Origin of the sequence: Roseomonas sp. 18066 (assembly GCF_902706185.1) — a bacterium.
In the GTDB taxonomy this organism is placed as follows: Bacteria; Pseudomonadota; Alphaproteobacteria; order Acetobacterales; family Acetobacteraceae; genus Pseudoroseomonas.
On record NZ_CACSJM010000096.1, the window covers coordinates 1 to 24771 of the forward strand.

The following is a 24771-nucleotide window of genomic DNA, read 5'->3' on the forward strand; positions in this document are numbered from 1 at the left end:
GCCGCCGCCCGGATGGCGCCAGCGCTGCCCGGCGGCAGGCCCTCGGGCAGCGGCGCCAGCAGATGCAGCCCCTGGCCGGGCACCGCGGGGCGCAGCCATCCCGCCGAGGCCTCGGTCAGCGTGGCGGCCAGCAGATCGCGGGCGGCGCGGTAGCGCGGGCGCATCCGCCGCAGATGGGCGGCATAGCCGCCGGTGGCGATCACCTCGGCCAGGGCGCCGGCGGTCAGGCTGGGCGGGAAGCGGTCGGTCAGCATGCGGGCGGCGGCGACCCGCTCCAGCAGCGCCGTCGGCAGCACGGCGAAGCCGATGCGCAGCCCAGCGAACAGCGTTTTCGAAAACGTCCCGAAATAGATGACGCGGCCGCCGCCATCGATGCCCGCCAGCGCCGGCAGCGGCGGGCCGGCATAGCGGAACTCGCTGTCGTAATCGTCCTCCAGCACGTAGGCGCCGGCCGATTGCGCCCAGTCCAGCAGCGCCAGCCGCCGCGGCATGGCCATGGCCGCCCCGGTCGGGAATTGGTGCGAGGGCGTGACATAGGCCAGCCGCGCCGCCGGCTCGCGCGCGATGCCCGCCGCGACGTCGATGCCGGCGCCGTCCACCGGCACCGGCACCAGCCGGGCGCCGGCCGCCGCCAGAATACGGCGGGCGGTGGGGTAGCCGGGATCCTCGATCCAGGCGGCGTCGCCGGGGGCGAGCAGCGCCTCGGCCACCAGGCGCAGGCCTTGCTGGGTGCCGCTGGTCAGCAGGATGCGCGCCGGGTCGCAGACCACGCCGCGGCTGGCCGCCAGATGCGCGGCGATGGCCTGGCGCAGCGCCAGGCTGCCGCGGGGATCGCCATAGCCGAAATGCTCGGCCGAGGGGTTTTTCAACTGAACCCGCAGCGAGCGGGAGAACAGCGCCAGCAGCGCCGCGTCGGGGAAGGTGCGGCCGAGGGCGAAGGGCGCCTGGCCGGGCAGGGCGAGCACGGGGGGCAGGGTGGCCTCGGCCGGGCCGCGGGGCAGCAGCGCCGCGACATAGGTGCCGGCGCCGCGGCGGCCCTCGGCCAGGCCTTCTTCCAGCAGCAGCTCATAGGCGGTGACCACGGCGTTGCGCCGCAGCCCGAGCTGGATCGCCAGCGCCCGGCTCGACGGCAGGCGCAGCCCGGCCGCCAGCCGCCCGCCCAGGATGGCGGCGCGCAAGGCGGCCAGCAGGCGCTGCGCCTGGGTCCCCGGCCCGTCCAGCTTCAGCGGCAGGTCGAGCAGCTCTGACGAAGTGGTCGGCAAGTCAGGCTCCGGATTGGTCCTCGCGCCGACCACTTTTCCGGCGCCTGATGGCCGCGTCAAGGGCCCTCCGCCCCGGGCTGCGCCGTGAGAAGGTCCCCGCCAAAAATGTCCGAGAGCTATCCCGTCGACGCCGTGAACCGCGTCAAGCGCCGCCACGACCGCGGCTTCTACGACCATGACACCGTGCATGGGCTGCTGGACACGGCGGCGCTGTGCCACGTCTCCTATGTCATCGACGGCCAGCCCTATTGCACGCCGACGCTGTTCTGGCGCGAGGGAACGCGGCTCTACTGGCATGGCAGCAGCGCCAGCCGGATGCTGCGCAACCTGTCGAAGGGCGAGCCCGCCTGCCTGACGGTGACCCATCTCGACAGCCTCGTCCTGGCCCGCTGCGGCTTCAACCATTCGGCCGATTACCGCTCGGTGATGGCTTTTGGCCTGGCGACGCTGGTGACCGACCCGGCGGAGAAGGAGCGGGCGCTGGTGATGATGGTCGACCGCTTCTTCCCGAACCGCACCGCGGGGCTGCGCGCCTCCACGACACAGGAGATCAAGGCGACCGCGGTGATCTCGATGGAGATCGACCGGGCGTCAGCAAAGATTCGCGCCAAGGGCGTGGTCGACGATGACGAGGATTACGAACTGCCGATCTATGCCGAGCGGCTGCCGGTGCGCACCATCCTCGGCCCGGCCGAGCCCTGCCCGCGGCTGATGGAGGGCGTGACCCGGGGCCCGGACCTCGCCCCCTACAGCGCCGGCCGCAGCCTGGACGAGGCGCTGACCGAGGCCTATGCCCTGGCCTATGCCACCGCCGGCTGACGCACCGCCAGGAAGCCCTCGACCATCCGCTGGAAGGCCTCGACGGCGCGGGCCAGGGTGGCGGGCGGGTCCTCGCTGGCGGCGATCCACAGCGCGGCGTTCAGCGCGGCGCCGTTGATCAGCCGCGCCGCCGCCTCCGGGTCGACCGGGGCCATGGTGCCGTCGGCGACCAGCGCGGCGACGGTCGCGGTGGAGGTGCGCAGGCAGGCGGTCTGGTTCGGCCAGCGCGACGGGTCGCCCAGCACCGCCGGCCCGTCCAGCAGCATGATGCGCTGGATCTCCGGCTCGAGGGCCATCTCGATATAGGCGACGCCCTCGGCCAGGAAGCCGAGCCAGGGGGTCGCCGCGCCGTCGCGCCGCTGCGCGGTGCGGGCCAGCATCTCGGCGTCGATCTGCCCGACCACCGCCTGCAGCAGCCCCTTCTTGTCGCCGAACTGGTGGTAGAGCGCGCCGCGGGTCAGCCCGGCCTCGGCGGTCAGCTCGTCCATCGAGGCGGCGGCATAGCCCTTTTCCGCGAAGGCCCGGCGAGCGGCGCGGATCAGCGCGGCGCGGGTCTCTTCCATCTTCTCGGCACGGCGGCCCGTGGCCATGGGGCAGGCTCCTGTTCACATACGTCGCGTATGTGATGTTGACATACGCCGCGTATGTCCCCAGATGGGTCGCATACGCGGCGTATCTGAAATAGGCGCCGCGCCTCCCAGAAGGAACCCCCTCCCATGCGCGACGCCATTTTCCCCGCCGGCCGCCAGGCCCTCTACGAGATCAACCGCTATTCCGCCGCCATCCGCTCCGGCGACCTTCTGTTCGTGTCGGGACAGGTGGGCAGCCGGGAGGATGGCTCGCCCGAGCCCGACTTCGCCAGGCAGGTGCAGCTGGCCTTCGACAACCTGGCGGCGGTGCTGCAGGCGGCCGGCGCCGGCTTCGACGATATCGTCGACGTCACCACCTTCCACACCGACCCGAAGGTCCAGTTCGACACGGTGAGCCAGATCCGCACCGGGATCTTCTCCCGCAAGCCCTATCCGAACTGGACCGCGGTGGGCGTGAACTGGCTGGCCGGCTTCGATTTCGAGATCAAGGTCATCGCGCGGATCCCGGCGGCCTGAGCGAATGCCGGGGTCACGAATTCGTAAGCCGGCAGCAGGCGAGGGAATGCGCGCCCCCCCTGCCGCGTAGGCGGGGGGTGCAGCGCCATCCTCGCCGCCGGGCCGTGACAACGGCCCGGCTTCCCGCTCCCGAACCGGCCGACCCTTCCAGTCGCGCCCGGCGGGGCGGCGGCATGCGCGCTGCCGCCCCCTGCCGGAGCTTCTGGAAAAGAAATGGAATGGATCGCCGACCCCACCGCCTGGCTGGGCCTGGGGACGCTGATCGTGCTCGAGCTCGTGCTCGGCATCGACAACCTGATCTTCATCGCCATCCTGGCCGACAAGCTGCCGCCCGAGCAGCGCCACCGCGCCCGCATGATCGGCCTGTCGCTGGCGCTGCTGATGCGGCTGGCCCTGCTGGCCGGCATCGCCTGGATCGTCGGCCTGACCGCGCCGCTGTTCAGCCTGGCGGGCTTCGAGATCACCGGCCGCGGCCTGATCCTGGTCGGCGGCGGGCTGTTCCTGCTGTTCAAGGCCACCAGCGAGCTGCATGAGCGGCTGGAAGGCGCCGAGCCGGCCGCCGACCGCCCGCGCGTCTGGGCCAGCTTCTGGCAGGTGGTCGCGCAGATCGTCGTGCTGGACGCGGTCTTCTCGCTGGATTCGGTGATCACCGCGGTCGGCATGGTCCAGCACCTGTCGATCATGGTCATCGCCGTCGTCATCGCCATGGCGGTGATGCTGGCGGCGTCGCGGCCGATGATGCGCTTCGTCTCGGCGCATCCGACGGTGGTGATCCTCTGCCTGGGCTTCCTGCTGATGATCGGCTTCAGCCTGATCGCGGAAGGCCTCGGGCTGCCTATCCCGAAGGGTTATCTCTACGCCGCCATCGGCTTCTCGGTGCTGATCGAGGCCTGCAACCAGCTCGCCCGCCGCAACCAGGACCGGCGGGCGAATGCCGGCGACCGCCGCCACCGCACGGCGACCGCGGTGCTGCGCCTGCTCGGCGGCCGGGAAGAATCGTCGGCCCTGGCCGAGCCCGGCCCGGCGGAGCCTGCCGCGAGAGAGCCCGCCCCCGTCTTCGGCCCGGCCGAGCGCGCCATGGTGCAGGGCGTCATGGCGCTGGGCCAGCGCAGCCTGCGCTCGATCATGACGCCGCGCGCCGAGGTCGACTGGCTGGAGATCGACCTGCCCGCCGGGGAGCAGCGCCGCCGCATCCTGGCGAGTGGCCATTCGCGCTTCATCCTGGCGCGGGGCGGCATCGAGGCGGTGGTGGGCGTGGCGCTCGCCCGTGATCTTCTCCGCGACCTGCTCGACCACCAGAAGATCGACGTGGAGAAAAGCATCCGCCCGCCGCTGCTGGTGCCCGACCGCATGGGGGTGCTGGTGCTGATGGAGAAGCTGCGCGCGGCGCCGGTGCAGCTGGCCGTCGTGGTCGACGAGTTCGGCGGGCTGGAGGGCATCGTCACCCCCACCGATATCCTGGAAGCCATCGCCGGCGGCTTCCAGCAGGGCGGCGCGCTGTCGCCGCTGCTGGTGGCCGAGGGCGAGACCGCCTGGCTGGCCGACGGGCAGATCGACCTGCACAGCCTGGACCGGCAGCTGGGCCTGCAGCTGGCCGGCCAGGCCGGGCGCTACACGACGCTCGCCGGCTTCGTCATGGGCCGGCTCGGCCGGCTGCCGGTGGCCGGCGACCGCTTCCAGGATGGCGGCCTGGTCTTCACGGTGGAGGAAATGGTCGGCCGCCGCCCGGGCCGCACCCGGCTGCAGCGCGTCGCGGCGGAGGCGCCGGCCTGAGCGATCGGCGCTGAAAGAATCCGCGCGGCGGTGTCACAGCCGGCGGGGCCATATCGTCATGGGTCCGAAGCCTGCATGGTGCAGGACCGGAGCCCCCGACCATGACCCCGCGCATCGCCGCCCCCTACAAGCTCGCCCCCGAAGCCATCAAGGCGCTGATGGCGCTCGAGGCCAGCTTCAAGACCACCACCCTCGAGCATGCCCTGAAAGAGCTGGTGAAGCTGCGCGCCTCGCAGATCAATGGCTGCGCCTTCTGCATCCACATGCATGCCAGCGACGCCCGCGCCCATGGCGAGACGGAGCTGCGCCTCTACATGCTGAACGCCTGGCGGGAATCGCCGCTCTACACCCCGCGCGAGCGTGCGGCCCTGGCCTGGACCGAGGCGCTGACCCGGATCGCCGAGACCGGCGCGCCGGATGCCGACTACGCGCCGGTGGCCGAGGCCTTCAGCGAAGCCGAGCAGGTGCAGCTGACCCTGCTGGTCGGCGCCATCAACCTGTGGAACCGGCTGGCGGTCAGCATGCGCTACCAGCACCCCCTCGAGATGGCGCATGCCGCCGCCTGAGGCCGGCGCCGACGCCTTCACGCAGCAGCGGCCCCGGCTGCTGCGCCTGGCCTATCGCATGCTGGGATCCTCGGCCGAGGCGGAGGACATCCTGCAGGAGGCCTGGATCCGCTGGCAGGGGGCCGACCAGGACGGCGTGCGCAGCGCGCCGGCCTTCCTGACCCGGGTGGTGACGCGGCTCTGCCTGGACCAGCTCGGCTCCGCCCGCGCCCGGCGGGAGAGCTATGTCGGCAGCTGGCTGCCCGAGCCGCTCTACGAGCCGGAGCCCGAGGAAATGCGCGCCGACGAGATTACTCTAACGTTGATGCTGGCCCTCGAGCGGCTTTCCCCGCTGGAGCGCGCCGCCTTTCTTCTGCATGACGTCTTCGAGGTGCCCTTGCCCGAGGTCGCCACCGCCCTGGGCCGCGACCCGGCGGCGGCGCGGCAGCTGGCGGCGCGGGCGCGGGCGCATGTGAAGGAGGCCCGGCCGCGCTATGCCGTCGCACCCGCCGAGGGCGAGCGCATCGCCGCCGCCTTCTTCCAGGCCTCGACCACCGGCGACCTCGAGGCGCTGCGCGGGCTGCTGGCCGAGGGCGTGGTGCTGCAATCCGATGGCGGCGGCAAGGTCACCGCCTTCCTCAATCCGATCCTGGGGCTGGAGAAGGCGCTGCGCCTCTTTGCTGGCCTGGCGCGCAAGCCGCATGACCGCCCGGCCGAGCTGCTGCGCGCCTGCCGCATCGACGGCCTGCCCGGCTATGTCAGCCGCGGCCGCGACGGGCTGTTGCAGACCACGGCGCTGGCCATCGAGGACGGCCGCATCACCGCCATCTACATCACCCGCAACCCGGAGAAGCTGCGCCAGGTGGCCGCCGCCCTGGCGGCGACGGCGCCCCCCGATGGCCTGCCGAGCTAGCATGTGATCGCCTGAGACAGACTCGTCGAAAGGCGTGAATCACCCGCTCAAACTAGCCGCGCTTGGCGCCGATCGAGGCGGTCGCGAAGGGGGTGGTCTGGTAGATCTGGTTGATCCAGTTGCCGAAGAGCAGATGCGCATGGCTGCGCCAGCGGTTCTCCGGCTTCACCGAGGGGTCGTCCTTCGGGAAATAATGCCGCGGCTTGGCGATGCTCTTCCCGGCCGCCAGGTCGCGGAAGTATTCCTCGGCCAGCGAGCTGGAATCATATTCGATGTGGTTGAACATGTGCAGCGCGCCATGCCGCGGATCGTCCAGCAGGCAGAGCCCGGTCTCCTCGGATTCCATCAGCACGGTCATGCCGCTGTCGGCCGGGATGTCGGCGCGGCGCACCTCGGTCCAGCGCGAGACCGGGATGGAGAAGTCGTCGGAAAAGCCGCGCAGATAGGGCGAGGCCGGCGCCAGGTTGCGGTGCCGGTAGACGCCGAAGGCCTTCTCGGTCAGCGAATGCTTCGGCATGCCGTGGAAATGCTGGGCCGCCGCCTGCGCCCCCCAGCAGATGGTGAAGAGCCCGTGCACATGGCTCTGCGTCCAGTCGAGGATGCGGCGCAGCTCGTCCCAGTAGGTGACCTCCTCGAAAGGCAGGGTCTCGACCGGGGCGCCTGTGATGATGAAGCCGTCGAAGCGCTCGCGCCGGATGCTTTCCCAGTCGCTGTAGAAGGAAAAGATATGGTCGCTCGGGGTGTTGCGGGCGACGTGGTTGGTCATGCGCACCAGGGTCAGCTCGACCTGCAGCGGCGTCGCCCCCAGCAGCCGCGCGATCTGCGCCTCGGTGCGCACCTTGTTCGGCATCAGGTTCAGCAGGCCGATGCGCAAGGGGCGGATATCCTGGCGCACCGCATCCGCCTCGCGCATCAGCATCACCCCTTCGGCGGCGAGCGTCGCGGCGGCGGGCAGGTCGTCGGGGATCTTGATCGGCATGGCGCAGGGCCTCGGCTGGTGGGTGAGCCGGACGGACGCGCTGTGGCGAGGACCCGAATAATTGCCGGTTCGGCCACATCCCCCCTGGTAGACCAGGGAGCGCCACCTTGCCCGGGAGGGCAGGTTGGCGTCGGGCGTCGGCCCAACTCTTGATGTCGTCCCCCTTCTAGGCAGCCGGGCGCGGCTTGGCAATGCCGCGCCCGGGGTGGGGTCCCTCAGCGTCCCTGGGTCAGCTCCAGCGCCTGCCGCTCGAACAGCCGGCGATACAGCCCGGCCGGGCGGTCGAGCAGGCTGGCATGGTCGCCTTCCTCCACCACCCGGCCCTGGTCGAAGACCAGGATGCGGTCCATGGCGCGGACGGTGGCCAGCCGGTGGGCGATGACCACCGCGGTGCGGCCGACCAGCAGCCGCGCCATGGCCTGCTGGATCGCCGCCTCGGATTCCGAATCCAGCGCCGAGGTGGCCTCGTCCAGGATCAGCACCGGGGCATCGGCCAGGAAGGCGCGGGCGAGGGCCACCCGCTGCCGCTCGCCGCCCGACAGCTTGACGCCGCGCTCGCCGACCAGCGTGGCATAGCCGCGCGGCAGCCGGTCGATGAAGTCCTCGGCATTGGCCAGCCGCGCCGCCCGCCCGATGTCTTCCAGCGACGCGCCCGGCCTCGCGTAAGCGATGTTCTCGGCGAGCGAGCGGTGCAGCAGCACCGGCTCCTGCTGCACGATGGCGATGCGCGACCGCAGCGAGCCCTGGGTGACGCCGCGCACATCCTGCCCGTCGATCAGCACCGCGCCGCCGGTCACGTCATGCAGCCGCTGGATCAGTTTTATCAGTGTCGTCTTGCCGGAGCCGGAGGGGCCGACGAGACCGACGCTCTCGCCGGCGCGGATGGTCAGGTCGAGGTCGCGATAGAGCGGGTCCGGATGGCCGCCATAGCGGAAGGTCACCTTCCGGAACTCGATTTTTCCTTCGTCGATCCGCGCCGGTATCGCGTCAGGCGCATCGGCAATTCCCTGTGGCGTGCGGAAGAGATGAACAAACTCCTCCATCTCGTTGACGCCGCGCTGCAGGTTGCTGATGTGGTAGCCGACATCGCGCAGATAGCCCTGCACCATGAAGAACATGGTCAGCACCGTCGCGACATCGCCCGGCCCGGCCTGGCCCTGCCACCAGAGCCACAGGACGATGCCGATGACGGCGATGCGCAGCAGCAGCAGGGTGACGGTCTGCAGCGCCTCGGAGGCCGCGCCGCGCCGCCAGCCGCGCCGCGTCCGCCGGCGCCACTTGTCGATCAGCCAGCCCAGCCGGTCATCCTCCCGCGCCTCGGCGGCGAAGGCCTTGACCACGTTGTTGGCGCCGATGGCATCCGCCATGGCGCCGCCCAGCCGGCTGTCCCAGCCATTCGACAGCCGCGAGGCCGGCGCCACCCAGCGCAGCGACAGGAACAGGGTCAGCGCCACGTAGAACAGCCCGCCGCCGGCCACCAGCAGCCCCATGGCCGGCCAGCGCCAGCCCAGCATCAGGGTGGCGCCCAGCAGCACCAGCGCCGAGGGCAGCAGGGCGATCAGGATGGTGTCGTTCAGCAGGTCGATCGCCCACATGCCGCGGCTGATCCGCCGCACCGTGGCGCCGGCGAAGCCATTGGCGTGCCAGTCGGCCGAGAAGCGCTGGACGCGCGCGAAGGCGCCGGCGCCGGCATGCTGCATGCTGCGCAGGGTCAGCGCGATGACGGCCAGGATGCCGGCGACGCGGCCCACCAGCAGCGCCAGGCCGAGCAGCGCCAGCAGGCCGAGCGCCGCCAGCGCCTGGTCCAGCGCGGCTTCCCGGTTGGCGCCGGCCGTGGCGATGGCCTCGACCAGCCGCCCGGCATAGATCGGCACCAGCACGTCGGTCAGCGTCGCCAGCCCCATGCCGCCCAGGATGGCGGCGAGCAGCCAGGGATGCCGCGCCCATTGGCGCAGCATGAAGGGGATCACCAGGCGGAAGGGTTCCGCCTGCTTCTTGTCGGGGGTCACGGATGCGTCCCGCCCGGCAGATCCGGGCGGCCTCTTCGAGGGGGCCACAAGCCGGGCAGCGACGTTCCGGTGAACGTCAACCCCGCGGCGCAGCGATGCGGAAGGAAGGCGAGGGAGGCCTTGGGGCGGCGGACGCCGCCGGGGACCTAGCGAACCAGCGGGCGGCCCGCGCTCCGGGGGGTATCCCCGGGTCGGGCAGGGCCGGCGGTCGACACCGTCGGCGGCGGGGGTGGCTCGCGATGAAGCATGCTGTCCATGGAGCCCTCCCTGCTGCGCTGGATTGCGCGGCCGTAACCTAATCCAGCCGCGACCATGGCGGCAAGCGTCACTTCGGTGACGCTGCGGACACGAGCGCGCGACGGCCCAGGCCCCGTTGCCGCAGCGTGGCCACGGGACTAATGAGAATGCGTCGCATATTCAGGCGTGCCACGCCCTGGTGGGGCCGCGGGCGCGCACCACATGCCACGGGACAGGGGCGCCGACCGCGCCCATCCAGGACGGAGGATTGCATGCACAAGCTGCCCATCGGGACGAATGCCACCGGAAGCCGCGCCGAGAGCGATTCCATGGGCCAGATCGAGGTGCCCGCCGCGCATTACTGGGGCGCCCAGACCCAGCGCAGCCTGCTGCATTTCTCGATCGGCACCGCGGCCGACCGCATGCCCGCCGGCATCCCGCAGGCCTTCGGCTATGTGAAGAAGGCCGCCGCCCTGGTGAATGCCCGCGCCGGCCGGCTGGACCAGGCCAAGGCCGAGGCCATCGCGGCGGCCGCCGACGAGGTGATCAGCGGCGCGCTGGACGACGAGTTCCCGCTCTTCGTCTGGCAGACCGGCTCCGGCACCCAGACCAACATGAACGCCAATGAGGTCATCGCCAACCGCGCCTCGCAGCTGCTGGGCGGCAAGATCGGCGCCGGCCGGCTGGTGCACCCGAATGACGACGTCAACATGGCGCAGTCGTCGAACGACACCTTCCCGACCGCCATGCATGTCGCCGCCGTCCTCGAGCTGCGGCATCGCGCCATCCCCAGCCTGGCGGCGTTGACCGGCGCCATCGAGGACAAGGCCCGGCTCTGGGCCGATGTGGTCAAGATCGGCCGCACCCATCTGCAGGACGCCGTGCCGCTGACCGTCGGCCAGGAATGGTCGGGCTGGGCGCGGCAGATGCGCGACGCGCTGGCCAATCTGGAGCGCAGCATCGACGGGCTGCTGGAGCTCGCCGCCGGCGGCACCGCGGTCGGCACCGGGCTCAACGCGCCGGCGGGCTTCGCCGAGGCCATCGCTGAAGAGATTGCGACGCTGGCGGGCCAGCCCTTCCGCACCGCGCCGAACAAGTTCGCGGCCCTCGGCGGGCTGGACGCGATGGTCGCCGGCATGGCGGGCTTGCGCGGCGTCGCCGTGGCGCTGCTAAAGATCGCCAACGACATCCGCTGGCTGGCCTCGGGTCCGCGCTGCGGCCTTGGCGAGCTGACCCTGCCGGAGAACGAGCCCGGCTCCTCGATCATGCCGGGCAAGGTCAATCCGACCCAGTGCGAGGCCATGGTCATGGTCTGCACCCAGGTGCTGGGCGAGGATGCCGCGGTGGCCTTCGCCGGCAGCCAGGGTCAGCTGAACCTGAACGTGATGCGGCCGGTGATCATCATGAACTTCCTGCGCTCGGCGCGGATCCTGGGCGATGCGGCCGGCACCTTCCGCCGCTACACCGTCGAGGGCACCGAGCTGAACCGCGCCCGCATCGCCGAGCTGCTGGACCGCTCGCTGATGCTGGTGACCGCGCTGGCGCCGGTGATCGGCTACGACAAGGCGGCGAAGATCGCGCACAAGGCGCATGTCGAGGGCTCGACGCTGCGCGAGGCGGCGCTGGCCAGCGGCTGGATCGACGGCCCGGCCTTCGACGAAGCCGTCCGGCCGGAGCTGATGGTGGGCCCGATGCCGGCGATCTGAACGTAAACCGGGCGGGCCTTTCGCGGCCCGCCCGGATTTCTGTCAGTCCGCCTCAGGCGGGATGACGTTGGTCGAGAGACCGTCGAGAAGAACGTCGCGCATGGTCTCGGCGCCCTTCACCCGGATGTCGAGCAGCGATTCCGGCGCGTGGAAGGCGCTGTGCGGCGTGACGATCAGCCTGCCGCGCAGCCATTCCTCGCGCGCCCGATAGGCCTGCAGCAGCGGCGGCTCGGGCAGCGGGACCGGCTCGACCGGCAGCACGTCGAGGCCGGCGCCGGCCAGATGCCCGCTGCGGAGGTTGGCCTCCACCGCGTCGAGGTCCAGCACCGGACCGCGGGCGGTGTTGATCAGCACGGCATCCTTGGGCAGCTGGGCGAGCTCGCCAGCGCCGATCAGGCCCTTCGTCTCCTTCGTCAGCAGGCAGTGCAGCGACAGCACGTCCGACTGCGGCAGCAGTTCCTGCAAACTGCGGCACCGGTTGATGCCCAGCGCCCGGTCGACGCCGTTCGGCAGCTTTGGGTCATAGAAGAAAACCTTGAAGCCGAGGGCCTTGGCGCGCAGCGCGACGGCGGTGCCGATGCGCCCCAGCCCGACGATGCCGAAGTTCTGCACGTTCAGCCGGCGGATCACCGGCGCGTCCAGGTAGTTCCAGGCCGCCGGCGGGTCGCTGCGCTGCACGTCGTGGTGCAGCAGCAGCCCGCGGCGCAGCGCCAGCGTCATGGCGATGGCGTGGTCGGCGATCTCCGAGGTGCCGTAGTCGGGCACGTTGCAGACCTTGATGCCGCGCGCCGCGCAGGCGGCGCGGTCGACGCGGTCATAGCCGACGCCGAGCCGCACCACGACCTTCAGCTTCGGGAAGCGCGTCAGGTCGTCGGCGGTCAGCCAGTTGCGGAAGACGAAAAGGCCTTCCGCTTCGTCGCTGAGCGCCTGCGGCAGCGTGTCGTAGCTGCCCAAGCCGCCGCCGCGGTGGAGCGACACCCGCCCCCCGAAGATCGGCTGCTCGAAAGAATCATCCGGATAGAGGGCTTCGGGCTCCAGGACGGTGATCGGCATGGCTCAGCCCAGCTTGCCGGCGCGGGGGTCGTGGCGGGCGACGCGCGACAGCAGGTACTCGACCTCGGCCTTCGCCTTGGCCGACAGCGCCGCACCCGGCTTGCGCTGCGCGTCGGCGGCGATGATGCCGCGGCGGGCCATGACATACTTGCGCACGGCGAGGCCCGTCGGGCCCTGCTGCTGCTCGTAGCGGAGCAGGGGAAGATGGCCGTCGAACAGGTCATGCGCCTCGTCGCGCTTGCCCTCGGCCTGCAGGCGGACGATGTCGCAGAGCATGTCCGGGAAGGCATAGCCGGTCATGGCGCCATCGGCGCCGCGCTCGACCTCGAAATCGAGGAACAGCCCGCCATTGCCGCAGAGGATGGAAATCGGCTTCATCGAGCCATCCGCCTGGAAGCCGCGGAGAGTAGAAATCTTCTCCAGGCCGGGCCAGTCCTCATGCTTCAGCATCACGCAGGCAGAATTATCCTGGACGATGCGGCGGATGACGCCCGGCGTCATGACGACGGAGAAAGTCTGCGGGAAATCCTGGATGACGAAGGGAATTTCCTCGCCGATGGCCTCGCTGGCCTGGCGGTAATAGGTGACGATCTGGTCGTCGGTGCGCAGCGTGTTGGGCGGCGCGATCATCACGCCGGCGGCCCCCTTGTCCATGGCAGCGCGCGCCAGGGTCCGCATCGCGGCGAAGCCCGGGGCGGAGACGCCGACGATGACGGGGACGCTGCTGGCGCGGGTGATGAAGCGGGTGGCGAGCTCCAGCGCCTCGGCGCCGTCCAGCTTCGGGGCCTCGCCCATGACGCCCAGCACGGTCATGCCGGTGCTGCCGCATTCCAGGTAGAAGTCGGTCATCTTGTCGACCGAGGCGTAGTCGATCCGCCCCTCGGCATCGAAGGGGGTCGGCGCGATGGGGTAGACCCCCTTGGCGGTGTGATCGAGCATGGGCTTCTCTCCTGGTCCGGCGTTTTCTGGTGGGCGTTTTCCGGGATCGATCCTGGCCAAGCTGGCATCCCGGGTAAACCCCCTGGGCGCCGTCTTCACCTGACGGATTTTCCGTGATGTGATGGCCGCCGCCATGAACACCCGCTTCCTCGCCACCCTCTGCGCCGTCGCCGAGGCCGGATCGCTGGCCGCCGCCGCGCGCCGCCTGGGCCTGGCCCATGCCACCGTCGCCGAGCAGGTGGCGGCGCTGGAGCGCGAGCTGGGCGCGCCGCTGCTGACCCGCCGCGGCCGCAGCCTGGTCCTCACCGAGGCCGGCCAGGCGATCCTGGAACCGGCCGCCGAGATCCTGGCCCGCGTCGAGGCCCTGCGCGCCCGGGTGCAATTGGGCGAGCTGCGCGGGCAGCTGCGGGTGGGCTCGATCTCGACGGCGCTGATCAGCCTGATGCCGCCGGCGCTGCGGCGCATGGCCGAGCGGCATCCGCGCATGGAGATCAAGGTGCTGCCCGGCACCTCGGCGCTGCTCTACCGCATGCTGGAGGCCGGCGAGCTGGACTGCGCGCTGATCGTCGAGCCGCATTTTTCCCTGCCGAAGAGCCTCGACTGGCACCCTGTGCGGCGGGAGCCGATGACGCTGATCGCGCCCGCTGGCATGCCCGGGACGACGGCGGCCGAGCTGCTGGCCGCCGCGCCCCTGATCCGCATGGACCGCGCCGCCTGGAGCGGAAGGCTGGTCAACCGCGCGCTGCGCGACCTGGAGCTGCCGGTGCGCGAGCTCTTCGAGCTGGATGCGCAGGAGGCCATCGTCATCCTGGTGGCGCAGGGGCTGGGGGTCTCGCTGCTGCCCGACTGGGGCATCAAGCCGCCGGCCGGCCAGCCGATCCGCCGGATCGCGGTGGGGGACGGCGCCTATGACCGCGTCGTCGGCCTGGTCCTGGCGCGGGGCCTGCGGGAAAAGCTGGCGCGCAGCCTGGCGAGCGCGCTGGAGGAAGCCGTGGGGGGCTTGCCGGCGGCCGCGGCCCAGGCTCCGATGGGCGCCTGACGCTGCCCCGGACCCGCTGCATGCTGCCGCCCAAGACCGCGCCCCGGATCATCTGCCTGGGGCATGCGACGCTCGACCGCTCCTATGTCATCGAGCGCTTCCCGCCCGGCCCGCGCAAGGTCAAGGCGGTCGCCGCCTTCGCCAACGGCGGTGGGATGGCGTCCTCGGCGGCGGTCGCCGCGTCCCGGCTGGGGGCGCGGGTGTCGCTCTGGGGTCGGGTCGGCGACGACGCGGCGGGGGCCGAGATCCGCGCCAGCCTGGCGGGCGAGGGGGTGGCCACCGACGGGCTGCGCTGTGTCGCCGGCGCCGTCTCGGCGACCTCGGCGGTGATCATCGACGCCGCCGGCGAGCGGCTGCTGGCGCATCACGATGGCGACCGGCTGGACGCCGATCCCGGTTCTCTGCCCGTCGACCAGGTGAGCCGCGCCGATGCCGTGCTGGCCGACCTGCGCTGGATCGAAGGGGCGATGGTGCTTTTCGCCGCCGCCCGTGCGGCCGGCGTGCCGACCATCCTGGACGCCGATGTCTCCGACATTCCGGATCTTCGCCCGCTGCTGGCGCTGACCGACTACGCCATGTTCTCCGAGGGCGGCCTCGCCGAGTTCCGCGACGCTCCGCTGAAAGAGGCCCTGGCGGCGGTGCGGGCCGCCGGGCCGCGCCATGCCGGGGTCACGCGCGGGGCGGCCGGCTATTTCTGGCAGGAGGGCGAGGGGCCGGTCCGCCACCAGCCCGGCTTCCCGGTCGCGGTGGTCGACACCAACGGGGCGGGCGACGCCTTCCATGGCGGCTTCGCCTGGGCCCTGGCGGGCGGGCTGGAGGCCGCCCGGGCGATCCGCCTGGCCTCGGCCGCGGCGGCGCTGAAATGCCGCAAGCCGGGGGCGCGGGCCGGGCTGCCGCGTCAGTCCGAGCTTGCTGCCTTCCTCGAAGACGCTGGCCTAGACGCCTGATCCTGCAGCTTCTTCAGCGCGACCAACTGGCAAAAAGATCGTCGCGCGGCGGCTGGCGGGGCAGGCTGGGGTCGGGCAGCGCCGTGCGCAGCAGATGCTGCAGCAGCCGCCAGGGGCTGGGCGGCGGCGCCTGCCATTCGTCGGCCAGGGCGGTGGCCAGGGCGTCGAGCGCGGCGGCCTCGGTGCCCTCCAGCAGCAGCAGCGTCTCCACCCCCGGCGGCGGCGCGTCGGGGAAGACCGGATAGGGCGCGCCCGGCGCCTCGCTGCCGCCGAGCACGGCGCCGGTCAGGGTGCCGGCATCGATCCAGGCGCCCAGCCGGGGCAGCAGCGGCTGCACCTCGGCGACCGGCCGGGCGAAGCGCAGCATGGCCATGGCGCCGCCCTGGCTGGTGCGGCGCGCCAGCACCCCGCGCGCCGGCAGGCGGCGGAAGCCGGTCAGGCTGGGCCGCATCCGCGCCGACCAGCGGGTGGGCGCCTGCATCAGCTCGGCATAGGCAGGGGTCTCCAGCGCGGCCAGGCTCTCGACCGTGTAGAGAGTAAAAAAATCAGCGCCTTGCTCGGCGCGGTAGCGATGCGCGCTGAGGAAGCCGGGGGCGCCCAGGCGTTCCGGCATATGCTCGGTGCTGTGCCAGGCCTCGTATTCGGCGGCCTGCTCGGGCCGCACACCGTTCCAGAGGGCGAGGAAATCGCTCATGGCCGCAGGATCACCTTGCAGCCCTGCCGCGCCCGCAGCAGGTCGAAGCCTTCCAGCGCCCGGTCCAGCGGCAGCCGGTGGGTGATCATTTTTCTGGCGGTCTCCGCATGGCGGGAGAGGAGAGAAAGCACCCGCGGCCAATCGGCGATGGGGGCGCGATAGGCGCCGAACAGGGTCTGCTCCAGCCGCACCAGCCGGGTCAGGTCGATCGGCGCCGGGCGGGCATGGATGCCGGCCACCACGAAGCGCCCGCCGCGCCGCAGCCGCGCCATGCCCTCGGTCACCGCCGCCGCGACGCCGGCCGCCTCGATCACCACGTCGAAGCTTTCTTCCCCCAGCGAGCCCTCGGCCAGGTCGACCGTCGCGATGCCGCCGAGGGCGCGCGCCAGGTCCAGCCGCGGCGCGTCCTTCACCCCGGCCAGCGTGACCGCCGCCCCCGCCAGCGACGCGAAGAAGGCGATGCCGAGGCCGATCGGGCCAGGGCCGAGGACCAGCACCCGTTCCCCCGGCCGGATCCCAGGCAATTCAGCGGCATGCAGCGAGACGCTGAGCGGTTCGGCCATGGCGGCCAGCTCGGCGTCCAGCCCCGCGGGCAGGGCGACGCAGTTCAGCGACGGCACCCGGACCTGCGACGCGAAGGCGCCGTCGCGGCCGATGCCGATGCCGCGGCGCTGGCTGCAGCCATCGGGGTCGCCGCCGCGGCAGGCAGGGCAGGCGCCGCAGACCGTCGAGGGCCGCACCGTCACCCGCTGCCCGAGCGTCCAGCCGGAAACCCCGTCGCCGAGGGCCGCGATGGCGCCGGCGAATTCATGGCCGATGGTCACCGGCATGGCGGCCGTCATGCTCTCATAGCCGGCGGTCCAGTCGGCGATATGCAGGTCGGTGCCGCAGATGCCGGCGGCCTCGACGGCGACCAGCACTTCGCCGGGCGCGGCCACGGGGGGCGCCAGCGCGGCGAAGTCCAGCCCGGGGGCGGCGGCGGTTTTCCGGAGGGCGCGCATCAATCCATCCGCACCTTGGCGTCGGCGATCACCTGGGCCCAGAGCTTTCCCTCCGCTTCCATGAAAGCCGCGAAGTCGACGGGGCCCATTGCGGCGGGCACGGCGCCGAGCAGCGCCAGGCGCTCCTTGACGGAAGCCTGCTCCAAGGCCGCGGCGAAGGCGGCGTTCAGCTTCGCGACCGGCTCGGCCGGCAGGTCCTTCGGCCCGGCCAGCCCGACCCAGGCCGAGACGTCGTAATTCGGGAAACCCTGTTCCGCGACGGTGGGAACGTCGGGCAGGCTGGGCACGCGCTCGGCGACGGTGACGGCCAGCGCCCGCAGCGCGCCGCTCTGGATCTGCCCGGCCGCCGAGGCCAGGGTGCAGAACATCACCTCGAGGTTGCCGGCGATGGTGTCGGTCAGCGCCGGCGCCTCGCCGCGATAGGGCACGTGCTGGGTGGGCACCTTGGCGCGCAGGCCGAAGAGCTCGCCGGCCAGATGGGCGACGGTGCCGCTGCCGCCCGAGCCGAAGGTCAGCGGATTGCCCGATTTTCTCACGAGATCAGCCAGTTCCGGCATGGTCTTCACCGGGGAAGCCGCGCGGGTCACCACGACGAAGGGCAGCTTGGCCAGCAGGGCGACCGGGGTCAGCTCCTTGCGCCAATCGTAAGGAAGATCGTCGCGGAAGGCCGGGTTGATCACCGTCGTCGTCGGCACCGCCAGCAAGGTGTAGCCGTCGGGCGCCGCGCGGGTGACGGCCTGGGTGGCCGGGATGGTGCTGCCGCCACCGCGGTTCTCGATCACCGGGCGCCGGCCCAGCGGGCCGCCGGCGGCCTCGGCGATGGTGCGGGTCGCGACATCGACGCCGCCGCCGGCGGCGAAGGGCACGATGATGCTGGGGGGACGCGCCGGCCAGGCGGTCTGGGCCAGGGCCGGGGCGGCGAGGGGGATAAGGCTGGCGGCCAGCGTGGCGCGGCGGGTGAGCATGGGCGGATTTCCTCCAGGGGGCGGCTTTTTCCGGCTGATTGCGCCGGCCCGCGGCGCCGCGCAACCGCCAAAGCCGGCAGGAGGTATGTCTTCAGGGCAGAGGCTGCTCGCGATCGACGGAAAGGATGCCCTCGGCCAGCAGCGCCTCGAAATCGGGCAGGAAGCGGGCCTGCAGCCGGTCCAGCACGCGGTGCAGATAGACGTCGAAGCGCGCCTCGGTGGTGGTTGATCTTACGGCAACCTGGCCGCCGCGGATGGCCATGGCGCTGAAGGCGTCGATCAGGGCGACGGCGATGCCGGCCTCGGCCAGGGCGGCGGCGGATTCCGCGAAGCGCACCAGGTGCCGGGCGCCGGGCGTCACGTCGCCCAGAAAGCCCTCGATCATCCGGCCATGCACCGAGTGTGGGTCGAAGACGGCCAGTGGCTGGCCGGCGAAATCCGCCGGCGCCAGGCGCGGCCGATCGGCCAGCGGCGAGCCGCGCGGCACCAGCGCCACCAGCCGCCCCTGGCCGATGCGCTGGCTGTGGATGCCGGCCTGCTGGACGGGGAACAGGGTGACGGCGACCTCGCCGGTGCCTTCGGTGAGATACGGCCCGACCTGGCTGACCGACAGCACGTCGAGCCGCAGCGCCAGCCCCGGCGTCGCCCGCAGCAGCCCGGCCAGCGCCTGCGGCACCAGGGCACGCCCCAGCGACGGCGACACGCCCACCTCGAAGCGCGCGGCGCCGAGGCGCGCCCGGCGCGCGGCATCGTCCACCGCATGGCGCAGCGCGTCATAGGCGCGGTCGATCTCGCCCAGCATGCGCCGCGCCTCGGCGGTCGGGTGCAGCCGGCCGCCGCTGCGGTCGAACAGCGCCAGGCCCAGCACATCCTCCATCCGCCGCACGATGCGGGTGACGGTGGGCTGGGCGATGCCCAAGCCCCGCGCGGCGCCGGCCAGCGAGCCCGCCTGCAGCACCGCGCGCAGCACCTCGATCTGGCGGAGGGTCAGCATGGGCGCGGTTATGGGCTCAGCGCAGCAGCGCCGCCACCCGTCCTTCCAGATAGGGGTAGAAGGGGTTCGACGACAGCCGCAGCAGCGCGTCCAGCCCGAGCACCAGCGCGCCCCGCTCGCCCCGCGCCGCGATGGCGCCGAGGTTCAGGGGAAACCCTTCGGCCGGATCGGTGGTCGCGCCGTAGAGCCCGTCGTTCGGCGGGAAGGGCAGGGCGACATGCGACAGCGAATAGACATCCGCCGGATAGTCCAGCCCGAGCGGCGTCGTGGGCTTGGGCGTCGCGGCGCCGGGCTCGGTGACCTCCTCGGTCATGGCCGGGTCGCCGGGGCCAGCGTTGCTGATGACGGCGGCGCGGAAACGGCGCGGGCCGGGCGGCAGCAGGCGTTCCAGCATGGTCTCGGCCGAGCGGCGGAACAGCGGGCCGAGCAGGCTGGCGCGGTTGATGTCGAACAGCACCAGCTCGCTGCCATTGGCCGGCAGGCGGGCATAGAGCGCCTCGATCAGCGCCCGGGCGCTGGTGGTGGAATCCAGCACCGACTGGAAGGTCAGCACCGGCGGCAGCTTCTCCAATTCTCCTGCAAGCTGAAGGCGCTGGATGCGGCGCTGCAATTCCTGGGTCAGCTCGTAGGACTGCCGCGCGGCATGGACGGGGAAGGAGTTGTACTTGAACGGGTTGAACTCGGGCACCAGGCCGAGCCAGGCCGACTTGGCGAAGGCCGGCAGCACCGCGGGCAGCCCGGCCAGCCCGGCGAAGCGGGCATATTGGGTGATGCCGATCATCGGCGAGATCAGCACCAGCCGGTCGGCGCGCTCGGCCGTCCTGCCCTCGATCCCGTCCAGCGCCTGCATCATCGCCAGCGCCCCGCCATTGGAGAAGCCAACCAGATGCAGCGGCAGGCCTGGCCCGATGCGCCGCCGCGCCTCGCTTGTCGCCAGATGGGCGGCGGCCAGCCAGTCCTCCCACAGGGCCTGGGTCAGGGCGGCGGGGACGGTGCCATGGCCGGGCAGGCGGATGGCGATGGCCAGATACCCGGCCGCCCGGTAGCGCTCGGCCAGATGGCGCAGGCTGTAGGGGGAATCCGTCAGCCCATGCAGGAAGACGGCGGCGCCACGCGGCGGGCCTGACGGCTCCAGAACATAGGAACGGTTCCAGTCGCGCGGCATGCGGCAGGGACAGGCGGCCGAGGCCGGGTCATAGCGGTTCAGCCCGCCATTGGCCTCGGGGGCGCCGGGGCGCATCACCGCTTGCGCCACCTCGTCGAACAGCTGGTCTTCCGCGGCCATCCAGCCTGGCCAATCGGCGGCGGCCAGGGGGCCGCCCAGCAGCTCGGCGCGCGGGACATGGGTGTGCCAGGGCTCCAGCGCCGGGCCGCGCTCGCTGTCCCAGACGCGCCAGGCGACCAGGGCGACGACCAGCAGGCCGCCGCCCAGGAAGCCGCGCCGGAGCCAGCGGGCCAGCAGCCGGCGCATCAGCCCCCCATCAGCGCCCAGACCCGCGGCGGGGTCAGCGGCATCTGCAGCGTGTCGGCCGCCTCGCTCTTGCCGGTGCGGGCCAGGGCATCGGCCACCGCATTCACCAGGGCGGGCGTCGCGCCGATGGTGCCGAGCTCGCCGACGCCCTTCACGCCCAGCGGGTTGGTGCGGCAGGGCACCGACTGGTCGAGCGCGGTGACATAGCCGGCCACCAGCTCGGCCCGCGGCATGGCGTAGTCCATGAAGCTGGCCGAGAGCGGCTGGCCGGTCTCGGGGTCGTAGATCACCTGCTCGCACAGCGCCTGGCCGAGGCCCTGCAGCGCGCCGCCGGCGATCTGGCCCTCGACGATCATCGGGTTCACCACGCGGCCGGCATCGTTGACCGAGACATAGGACAGAATATCGACATGGCCGGTCTCGGCATCGACCTCGACCTCGCAGATATGGCAGCCATTCGGCCAGGTGGGGCCGGAGACGCTGCTGGTGCTGTCGATGAAGATGCGGCCCTCGGGCTGGCGCGCCGCCAGCTCGAACAGGTCGATGCTGCGGTCGGTGCCGGCCAGCTGGATGCGGCCCTGCTGGTATTCCAGGTCGCCGGCCGAAACCTCCAGCGCCTCGGAGGCCAGTTCTTTTGCTTTATCGACCGTGCGGTCGGCGGCGACCTTCACCGCGGAGCCCGCGGTGAACAGCGAGCGCGACCCGGCGCTGCCGAAACCGCTGCCGCGGTCGCTGTCGCCGAAGACCACGCGGATCTTTTCCAGCGGCACGCCGAAGACGTCGACGGCGAGCTGGGCATAAGAGGTGGCGATGCCCTGGCCCATGGCCTGGGTGGTGGCGTAGATCTCGATGGCGCCGTCGCCCTGCACGGCGATGGTCACCCGCTCCTCGAAGACATTGCCGCCGGTCCATTCCAGGAAGGTGGCGATGCCGCGGCCGCGTTTTTTCCCCTGTGCCGCCGAGGCGCGGGCACGGGCCTCGAAGCCCTCCCAATCGGCCAGCCTCAGCCCCTGGTCGAGCATCTTCTCGAAGGCCCCGCTGTCATAGGTCTGGCCCATGACATTCTTGAAGGGCATCTGCTCGGGGCGGATCATGTTGCGGCGGCGCAGCTCGGCCGGGTCGATGCCGATACGGCGGGCGGCGACATCCATCAGCCGCTCGATCAGGTAGATCGCCTCCGGCCGGCCGGCGCCGCGATAGGGGCCGGTCGGCGCCGTGTTGGTCATCACCGCGGTGAAGCGGAAATCCACCACGCCGATGTCATAGATGCTGGTCGAGACCCAGGGGCCGATCAGCAGCTGGATGGCGATGCCGGAATTGCGCGGATAGGCGCCCATATCGGCCAGCGTCCGCACCCGGAAGCCCAGCACTTTTCCCTGCGCGTCCAGGGCGAGCTCGGCATGGCTCTCGGTGTCCCGGCCATGCAGGGCGGCCAGAAAGTCTTCCATCCGGGTGGCGGCCCATTTCACCGGGCGGCCGAGCTGGCGCGCGGCGAAGGCGACCACCGCATCCTCCGGATAGACGCCGGTCTTCATGCCGAAGCCGCCGCCGACATCGCCGACCAGCACCCGCACGCTGCCCTCGGGCAGGTTCAGCAGGTCGCGGATCGAATCCCGCGCGCCGGAGGGCATCTGGCTGCTCATGGTGACGGTGATGCGCCCCGTGCCTGCGTCATGCGACGCCAGCACCACCCGCGGCTCCATCGAGACCGGGGCCAGGCGCTGGTTCACCAGATCGAGCGAGACGACATGCGTCGCCGCCGCGAAGCCCGCCTCGGTGGCAGCGGCGTCGCCATAGGCCGTCTCGGCGACGATATTGCCGCCTTCCCACAGCGCCGGCGCCTCCGGCGAGGCCGCGCGCGCCAGGCCGATGGCAGCGGGCAGGTCCTCGTAATCGACCTCGATCGCCTCGGCCGCGTCGCGCGCCAGCGAGGGCGTCTCGGCGATGACGGCCGCCACCGCGTCGCCGACGAAGCGCACCGTGCCGCGCGCCAGCAGCGGCTGCGCCGGCGCCCCCAGCGGCGCCCCGCCCGGGCGCTTGAAGGGCAGGGTGACCGCCATCGGCTTGACCCCGGCCGCCGCGAGGTCGTCGCCGGTGATCACCGCCAGCACGCCGGGGATGGCCAGCGCCGGCGCCACGTCGATGCCGGCGATGCGCGCATGGGCATGCGGCGAGCGCAGGAAATAGAGATGCGCCTGGCCGTCCGGCGCCAGGTCGCCGGTGAAGCGGCCGACGCCTTCCAGCAGCGCCTTGTCCTCAATCCGCCGCACCTTCTGGCCGCTGCCGAAACGCCCGAAACCGTCCGTCACATCCGCCATCCTGTCTTCTCCCCCACGACAATGTATCCCGTTGTCGGAGCCTAGACAGGCCAGCGCCACGGCGGCAAGGCGGCTGGCCGGAAAGGTCAGGCTGACGGCCACAAGCTGGTCACGAACTCGTGTCGCTATGGGTTCGAACCCCTCCTCCTTCTTGGGACCGATCGCCGCATGTTCAACCTCTCCGCCCTGTTCTGCCGCGATCGCGCCTTGCTGGAAGCTGCCAGCCGGTCGCAGGCGATCATCGAATTCGCCCTCGACGGCAGCATCCGCCACGCCAACGGCAATTTCCTGCAGGCGATGGGCTACACGCTGGCCGAGATCAAGGGCCAGCATCACAGCCTGTTCGTCGACCCGCGCGAAGCGCAATCGGCCGCCTATCGCGACTTCTGGGAGGCGCTGCGCCGCGGCGAGCACCGCAGCGCCGAGTTCCGCCGCCTGGCCAAGGGCGGCCGCGAGGTCTGGATCCAGGCCAGCTACACCCCGGTGCTGAACCGCCGCGGCAAGCCGGTCGGCGTGGTGAAATTCGCCACCGACGTCACCGAGGCGAAGCGCCGCTCGATCGCCGATGGCGCCCAGGTGGCCTCGATCCACCGGTCCCAGGCGGTGATCCATTTCCGGATGGACGGCACGATCACCCGCGCCAACGACATTTTCCTACAAATGATGGGTTATTCGCTGAACGAGGTGGTCGGGCAGAACCACCGCATGTGCGTGACGCCCGAGCATGCCAGCAGCGGCGACTACGAGACCTTCTGGGCCGGGCTGCGGCGCGGCGAGTTCCAGCGCGCCGAATACAAACGCCTGGCCAAGAACGGGCGCGAGGTCTGGATCCTGGCCACCTACACCCCGGTGCTGGGGCTGGACGGCACGCCGTTCGAGGTGATCAAGTTCGCCACCGACATCACCGAGAGCAAGCTGCGCAACGCCGATTTCGAAGGCCAGATCGACGCCATCAACAAGTCGCAGGCGGTGATCCATTTCGACATGGCCGGCCGCGTGCTGCAGGCCAACCGCAACTTCCTGCGCGCCATGGGCTATGCCGAGGCCGAGGTCATCGGCCGCCACCACAGCCTGTTCGTCGAGCCCACCATGACGGGCACGCAGGAATACGAGGAATTCTGGAGCAAGCTGCGGCGCGGCGACTTCCACTCGGCGGTCTACAAGCGGATCGGCAAGGGCGGCCGCGTGGTCTGGATCAGCGCCACCTACAACCCGATCCTCGATCTCAACGGCAAGCCCTGCAAAGTGGTGAAATACGCCTCCGACATCACCGCCCGCATGCAGTCGCGCGCCGAGGCCATCACCTTCGCCGGCCAGACCCTGCACAATGTCCAGTCGGTGGCCGCGGCGGTGGAGCAGATGAGCGCCTCCGCCGCGCAGATCTCGGAGACCATGCGCCGGTCGCAGGCGGTGGTGCAGGACATCACCCGCAAGGCGTCGGACGCCGATGCGGCCACGCGCCGGCTGCAGGGGGCGGCCGCGGCGATGGACCGGGTGGTGCAGCTGATCCGCACCATCGCCTCGCAGATCAGCCTGCTGTCGCTGAACGCCACCATCGAATCCGCCCGCGCCGGCGATGCCGGCAGGGGCTTTGCCGTGGTCGCCCATGAGGTGAAGCAGCTGGCCAACCAGACCACCGCCGCCACCCAGCAGGTGGCCGAGAATATCGAGGCGATGCAGTCGGTCTCGGCCGAGGTCGGCACCGCCCTCTCGGCCATCGCCAGCTCGGTCGATTCCCTGCTGAGCTTCGTCGGCGCCGCGGTCGGCGCGGTGGAGGAGCAGGGCAATGCCACCCAGGAGATCTCCTCCAACATGCAGGCGGCCTCGGTCGATGTCGCCGGCATCACCCGCAGCCTGAGCGCCGACCTGGAAGTGGCCGCCTGACGCGGCGCGGCCGCCTGGCGCTTGCGCGCAGGCGGCCGGGTCGGGATCGGGATGGCTGTTGGCGGAAGGCTAGACGGCCCGCCGGGCGGGCTGGGCGCTGTCTCTTATACACAACTG

Annotated in this window: 21 protein-coding genes and 1 riboswitch; of the genes, 9 read left to right on the forward strand and 12 right to left on the reverse strand. The window is 71.6% G+C overall.

The features are described from left to right. The coding region (locus GVN67_RS18725) for a PLP-dependent aminotransferase family protein (RefSeq protein WP_235035365.1) at positions 1 to 1262 on the reverse strand (1262 nt) is incomplete at its 3' end. 105 nt (positions 1263 to 1367) lie between these two features. Between GVN67_RS18725 and GVN67_RS18730 the strand changes: the two genes are divergently transcribed. Further along, on the forward strand, positions 1368 to 2081 hold the full coding sequence (locus GVN67_RS18730; protein WP_159998765.1) for a pyridoxamine 5'-phosphate oxidase family protein: 714 nt from the start codon (positions 1368 to 1370) through the stop codon (positions 2079 to 2081). On the opposite strand, the gene GVN67_RS18735 is transcribed toward GVN67_RS18730, so the two are convergent. Then, the gene (locus tag GVN67_RS18735; RefSeq protein ID WP_159998767.1) at positions 2063 to 2671 is read right to left on the reverse strand and encodes a TetR/AcrR family transcriptional regulator; all 609 of its coding nucleotides are present in this window, start codon (positions 2669 to 2671) and stop codon (positions 2063 to 2065) included. The two genes, GVN67_RS18730 and GVN67_RS18735, sit on opposite strands and share 19 nt — an antisense overlap. 126 nt (positions 2672 to 2797) lie before the next feature. Here GVN67_RS18735 and GVN67_RS18740 point away from each other — a divergent pair, with 126 nt between their 5' ends. The 4 genes from GVN67_RS18740 to GVN67_RS18755 all read left to right on the forward strand — a co-directional run bounded on the left by GVN67_RS18740 (position 2798) and on the right by GVN67_RS18755 (position 6418). Beyond that, positions 2798 to 3187: a RidA family protein gene (locus GVN67_RS18740; protein ID WP_159998769.1), complete on the forward strand. Its 390-nt coding sequence runs from the start codon at positions 2798 to 2800 to the stop codon at positions 3185 to 3187. 213 nt (positions 3188 to 3400) lie between these two features. Further along, a complete protein-coding gene (locus GVN67_RS18745; protein ID WP_159998771.1) occupies positions 3401 to 4960 on the forward strand; it encodes a TerC family protein in 1560 nt (519 codons plus the stop codon). A 101-nt stretch (positions 4961 to 5061) separates the two neighbouring features. Further along, complete coding sequence (locus tag GVN67_RS18750; protein ID WP_159998773.1) at positions 5062 to 5526, forward strand: carboxymuconolactone decarboxylase family protein; 465 nt, start codon at positions 5062 to 5064, stop codon at positions 5524 to 5526. Then, on the forward strand, positions 5513 to 6418 hold the full coding sequence (locus GVN67_RS18755; protein ID WP_159998775.1) for a sigma-70 family RNA polymerase sigma factor: 906 nt from the start codon (positions 5513 to 5515) through the stop codon (positions 6416 to 6418). The genes GVN67_RS18750 and GVN67_RS18755 overlap by 14 nt, the downstream gene beginning before the upstream one ends. 52 nt (positions 6419 to 6470) lie before the next feature. Here the strand turns inward: GVN67_RS18755 and metA are convergent, their stop codons facing one another. Both metA and GVN67_RS18765 read right to left on the reverse strand, forming a co-directional pair. Next, positions 6471 to 7397, reverse strand: coding sequence for a homoserine O-succinyltransferase (metA, locus tag GVN67_RS18760; protein WP_159998777.1), 927 nt, complete (start codon positions 7395 to 7397; stop codon positions 6471 to 6473). Between the two features lie 47 nt (positions 7398 to 7444). Continuing rightward, positions 7445 to 7558: riboswitch (SAM-I-IV-variant riboswitch) on the reverse strand. 54 nt (positions 7559 to 7612) lie between these two features. Beyond that, complete coding sequence (locus GVN67_RS18765) at positions 7613 to 9355, reverse strand: ABC transporter ATP-binding protein (protein ID WP_159998801.1); 1743 nt, start codon at positions 9353 to 9355, stop codon at positions 7613 to 7615. 560 nt (positions 9356 to 9915) lie between these two features. Here GVN67_RS18765 and fumC point away from each other — a divergent pair. Next, a complete protein-coding gene (fumC, locus tag GVN67_RS18770) occupies positions 9916 to 11349 on the forward strand; it encodes a class II fumarate hydratase (RefSeq protein ID WP_159998779.1) in 1434 nt (477 codons plus the stop codon). A gap of 42 nt (positions 11350 to 11391) precedes the next feature. Here the strand turns inward: fumC and GVN67_RS18775 are convergent, their stop codons facing one another. Next, a complete protein-coding gene (locus tag GVN67_RS18775; RefSeq protein ID WP_159998781.1) occupies positions 11392 to 12402 on the reverse strand; it encodes a C-terminal binding protein in 1011 nt (336 codons plus the stop codon). Between the two features lie 3 nt (positions 12403 to 12405). Continuing rightward, entirely contained in the window at positions 12406 to 13341 is a 936-nt protein-coding gene (locus tag GVN67_RS18780) for a dihydrodipicolinate synthase family protein (RefSeq protein ID WP_159998783.1), read from the reverse strand. 121 nt (positions 13342 to 13462) lie between these two features. Between GVN67_RS18780 and GVN67_RS18785 the strand changes: the two genes are divergently transcribed. Together GVN67_RS18785 and GVN67_RS18790 are read left to right on the forward strand one after the other, a co-directional pair. Beyond that, on the forward strand, positions 13463 to 14380 hold the full coding sequence (locus tag GVN67_RS18785; RefSeq protein ID WP_235035366.1) for a LysR substrate-binding domain-containing protein: 918 nt from the start codon (positions 13463 to 13465) through the stop codon (positions 14378 to 14380). A gap of 20 nt (positions 14381 to 14400) precedes the next feature. Beyond that, on the forward strand, positions 14401 to 15327 hold the full coding sequence (locus tag GVN67_RS18790) for a PfkB family carbohydrate kinase (RefSeq protein WP_159998785.1): 927 nt from the start codon (positions 14401 to 14403) through the stop codon (positions 15325 to 15327). Positions 15328 to 15340: 13 nt separating this feature from the next. Here the strand turns inward: GVN67_RS18790 and GVN67_RS18795 are convergent, their stop codons facing one another. The 6 genes from GVN67_RS18795 to GVN67_RS18820 form a co-directional block, all read right to left on the reverse strand. Next, on the reverse strand, positions 15341 to 16021 hold the full coding sequence (locus GVN67_RS18795; protein WP_159998787.1) for an antibiotic biosynthesis monooxygenase: 681 nt from the start codon (positions 16019 to 16021) through the stop codon (positions 15341 to 15343). Continuing rightward, a complete protein-coding gene (locus tag GVN67_RS18800) occupies positions 16018 to 17022 on the reverse strand; it encodes a zinc-binding dehydrogenase (protein ID WP_159998789.1) in 1005 nt (334 codons plus the stop codon). The genes GVN67_RS18795 and GVN67_RS18800 overlap by 4 nt, the downstream gene beginning before the upstream one ends. Next, positions 17022 to 17987 carry a tripartite tricarboxylate transporter substrate binding protein gene (locus tag GVN67_RS18805; protein WP_159998791.1) on the reverse strand — a complete coding sequence of 322 codons (966 nt, stop codon included), beginning with the start codon at positions 17985 to 17987 and terminating at the stop codon, positions 17022 to 17024. Before GVN67_RS18805 ends, GVN67_RS18800 begins: the two co-directional genes overlap by 1 nt. 91 nt (positions 17988 to 18078) lie before the next feature. After that, positions 18079 to 18981: a LysR substrate-binding domain-containing protein gene (locus GVN67_RS18810; protein ID WP_159998793.1), complete on the reverse strand. Its 903-nt coding sequence runs from the start codon at positions 18979 to 18981 to the stop codon at positions 18079 to 18081. Positions 18982 to 18997: 16 nt separating this feature from the next. Next, complete coding sequence (locus GVN67_RS18815; RefSeq protein ID WP_159998795.1) at positions 18998 to 20452, reverse strand: carboxylesterase; 1455 nt, start codon at positions 20450 to 20452, stop codon at positions 18998 to 19000. Beyond that, positions 20452 to 22770: a xanthine dehydrogenase family protein molybdopterin-binding subunit gene (locus GVN67_RS18820; protein ID WP_159998797.1), complete on the reverse strand. Its 2319-nt coding sequence runs from the start codon at positions 22768 to 22770 to the stop codon at positions 20452 to 20454. Before GVN67_RS18820 ends, GVN67_RS18815 begins: the two co-directional genes overlap by 1 nt. Before the next feature lie 168 nt (positions 22771 to 22938). Between GVN67_RS18820 and GVN67_RS18825 the strand changes: the two genes are divergently transcribed. Then, entirely contained in the window at positions 22939 to 24654 is a 1716-nt protein-coding gene (locus GVN67_RS18825; RefSeq protein WP_159998799.1) for a PAS domain-containing methyl-accepting chemotaxis protein, read from the forward strand. The last annotated feature ends 117 nt before the right edge of the window (positions 24655 to 24771 follow it).

Bases quoted from the DNA above. Each gene is read 5' to 3' on its own strand.
- GVN67_RS18825 (WP_159998799.1), top strand. From the start codon at position 22,939: ATGTTCAACCTCTCCGCCCTGTTCTGCCGCGATCGCGCCTTGCTGGAA.
- metA (WP_159998777.1), bottom strand. From the start codon at position 7,397: ATGCCGATCAAGATCCCCGACGACCTGCCCGCCGCCGCGACGCTCGCC.
- GVN67_RS18780 (WP_159998783.1), bottom strand. From the start codon at position 13,341: ATGCTCGATCACACCGCCAAGGGGGTCTACCCCATCGCGCCGACCCCC.
- GVN67_RS18730 (WP_159998765.1), top strand. From the start codon at position 1,368: ATGTCCGAGAGCTATCCCGTCGACGCCGTGAACCGCGTCAAGCGCCGC.
- GVN67_RS18785 (WP_235035366.1), top strand. From the start codon at position 13,463: ATGGCCGCCGCCATGAACACCCGCTTCCTCGCCACCCTCTGCGCCGTC.
- GVN67_RS18750 (WP_159998773.1), top strand. From the start codon at position 5,062: ATGACCCCGCGCATCGCCGCCCCCTACAAGCTCGCCCCCGAAGCCATC.
- GVN67_RS18735 (WP_159998767.1), bottom strand. From the start codon at position 2,671: ATGGCCACGGGCCGCCGTGCCGAGAAGATGGAAGAGACCCGCGCCGCG.
- GVN67_RS18740 (WP_159998769.1), top strand. From the start codon at position 2,798: ATGCGCGACGCCATTTTCCCCGCCGGCCGCCAGGCCCTCTACGAGATC.
- GVN67_RS18745 (WP_159998771.1), top strand. From the start codon at position 3,401: ATGGAATGGATCGCCGACCCCACCGCCTGGCTGGGCCTGGGGACGCTG.
- GVN67_RS18765 (WP_159998801.1), bottom strand. From the start codon at position 9,355: ATGCTGCGCCAATGGGCGCGGCATCCCTGGCTGCTCGCCGCCATCCTG.
- GVN67_RS18805 (WP_159998791.1), bottom strand. From the start codon at position 17,987: ATGCTCACCCGCCGCGCCACGCTGGCCGCCAGCCTTATCCCCCTCGCC.
- GVN67_RS18800 (WP_159998789.1), bottom strand. From the start codon at position 17,022: ATGCGCGCCCTCCGGAAAACCGCCGCCGCCCCCGGGCTGGACTTCGCC.
- GVN67_RS18810 (WP_159998793.1), bottom strand. From the start codon at position 18,981: ATGCTGACCCTCCGCCAGATCGAGGTGCTGCGCGCGGTGCTGCAGGCG.
- GVN67_RS18820 (WP_159998797.1), bottom strand. From the start codon at position 22,770: ATGGCGGATGTGACGGACGGTTTCGGGCGTTTCGGCAGCGGCCAGAAG.
- fumC (WP_159998779.1), top strand. From the start codon at position 9,916: ATGCACAAGCTGCCCATCGGGACGAATGCCACCGGAAGCCGCGCCGAG.
- GVN67_RS18790 (WP_159998785.1), top strand. From the start codon at position 14,401: ATGCTGCCGCCCAAGACCGCGCCCCGGATCATCTGCCTGGGGCATGCG.
- GVN67_RS18795 (WP_159998787.1), bottom strand. From the start codon at position 16,021: ATGAGCGATTTCCTCGCCCTCTGGAACGGTGTGCGGCCCGAGCAGGCC.
- GVN67_RS18775 (WP_159998781.1), bottom strand. From the start codon at position 12,402: ATGCCGATCACCGTCCTGGAGCCCGAAGCCCTCTATCCGGATGATTCT.
- GVN67_RS18815 (WP_159998795.1), bottom strand. From the start codon at position 20,452: ATGCGCCGGCTGCTGGCCCGCTGGCTCCGGCGCGGCTTCCTGGGCGGC.
- GVN67_RS18755 (WP_159998775.1), top strand. From the start codon at position 5,513: ATGCCGCCGCCTGAGGCCGGCGCCGACGCCTTCACGCAGCAGCGGCCC.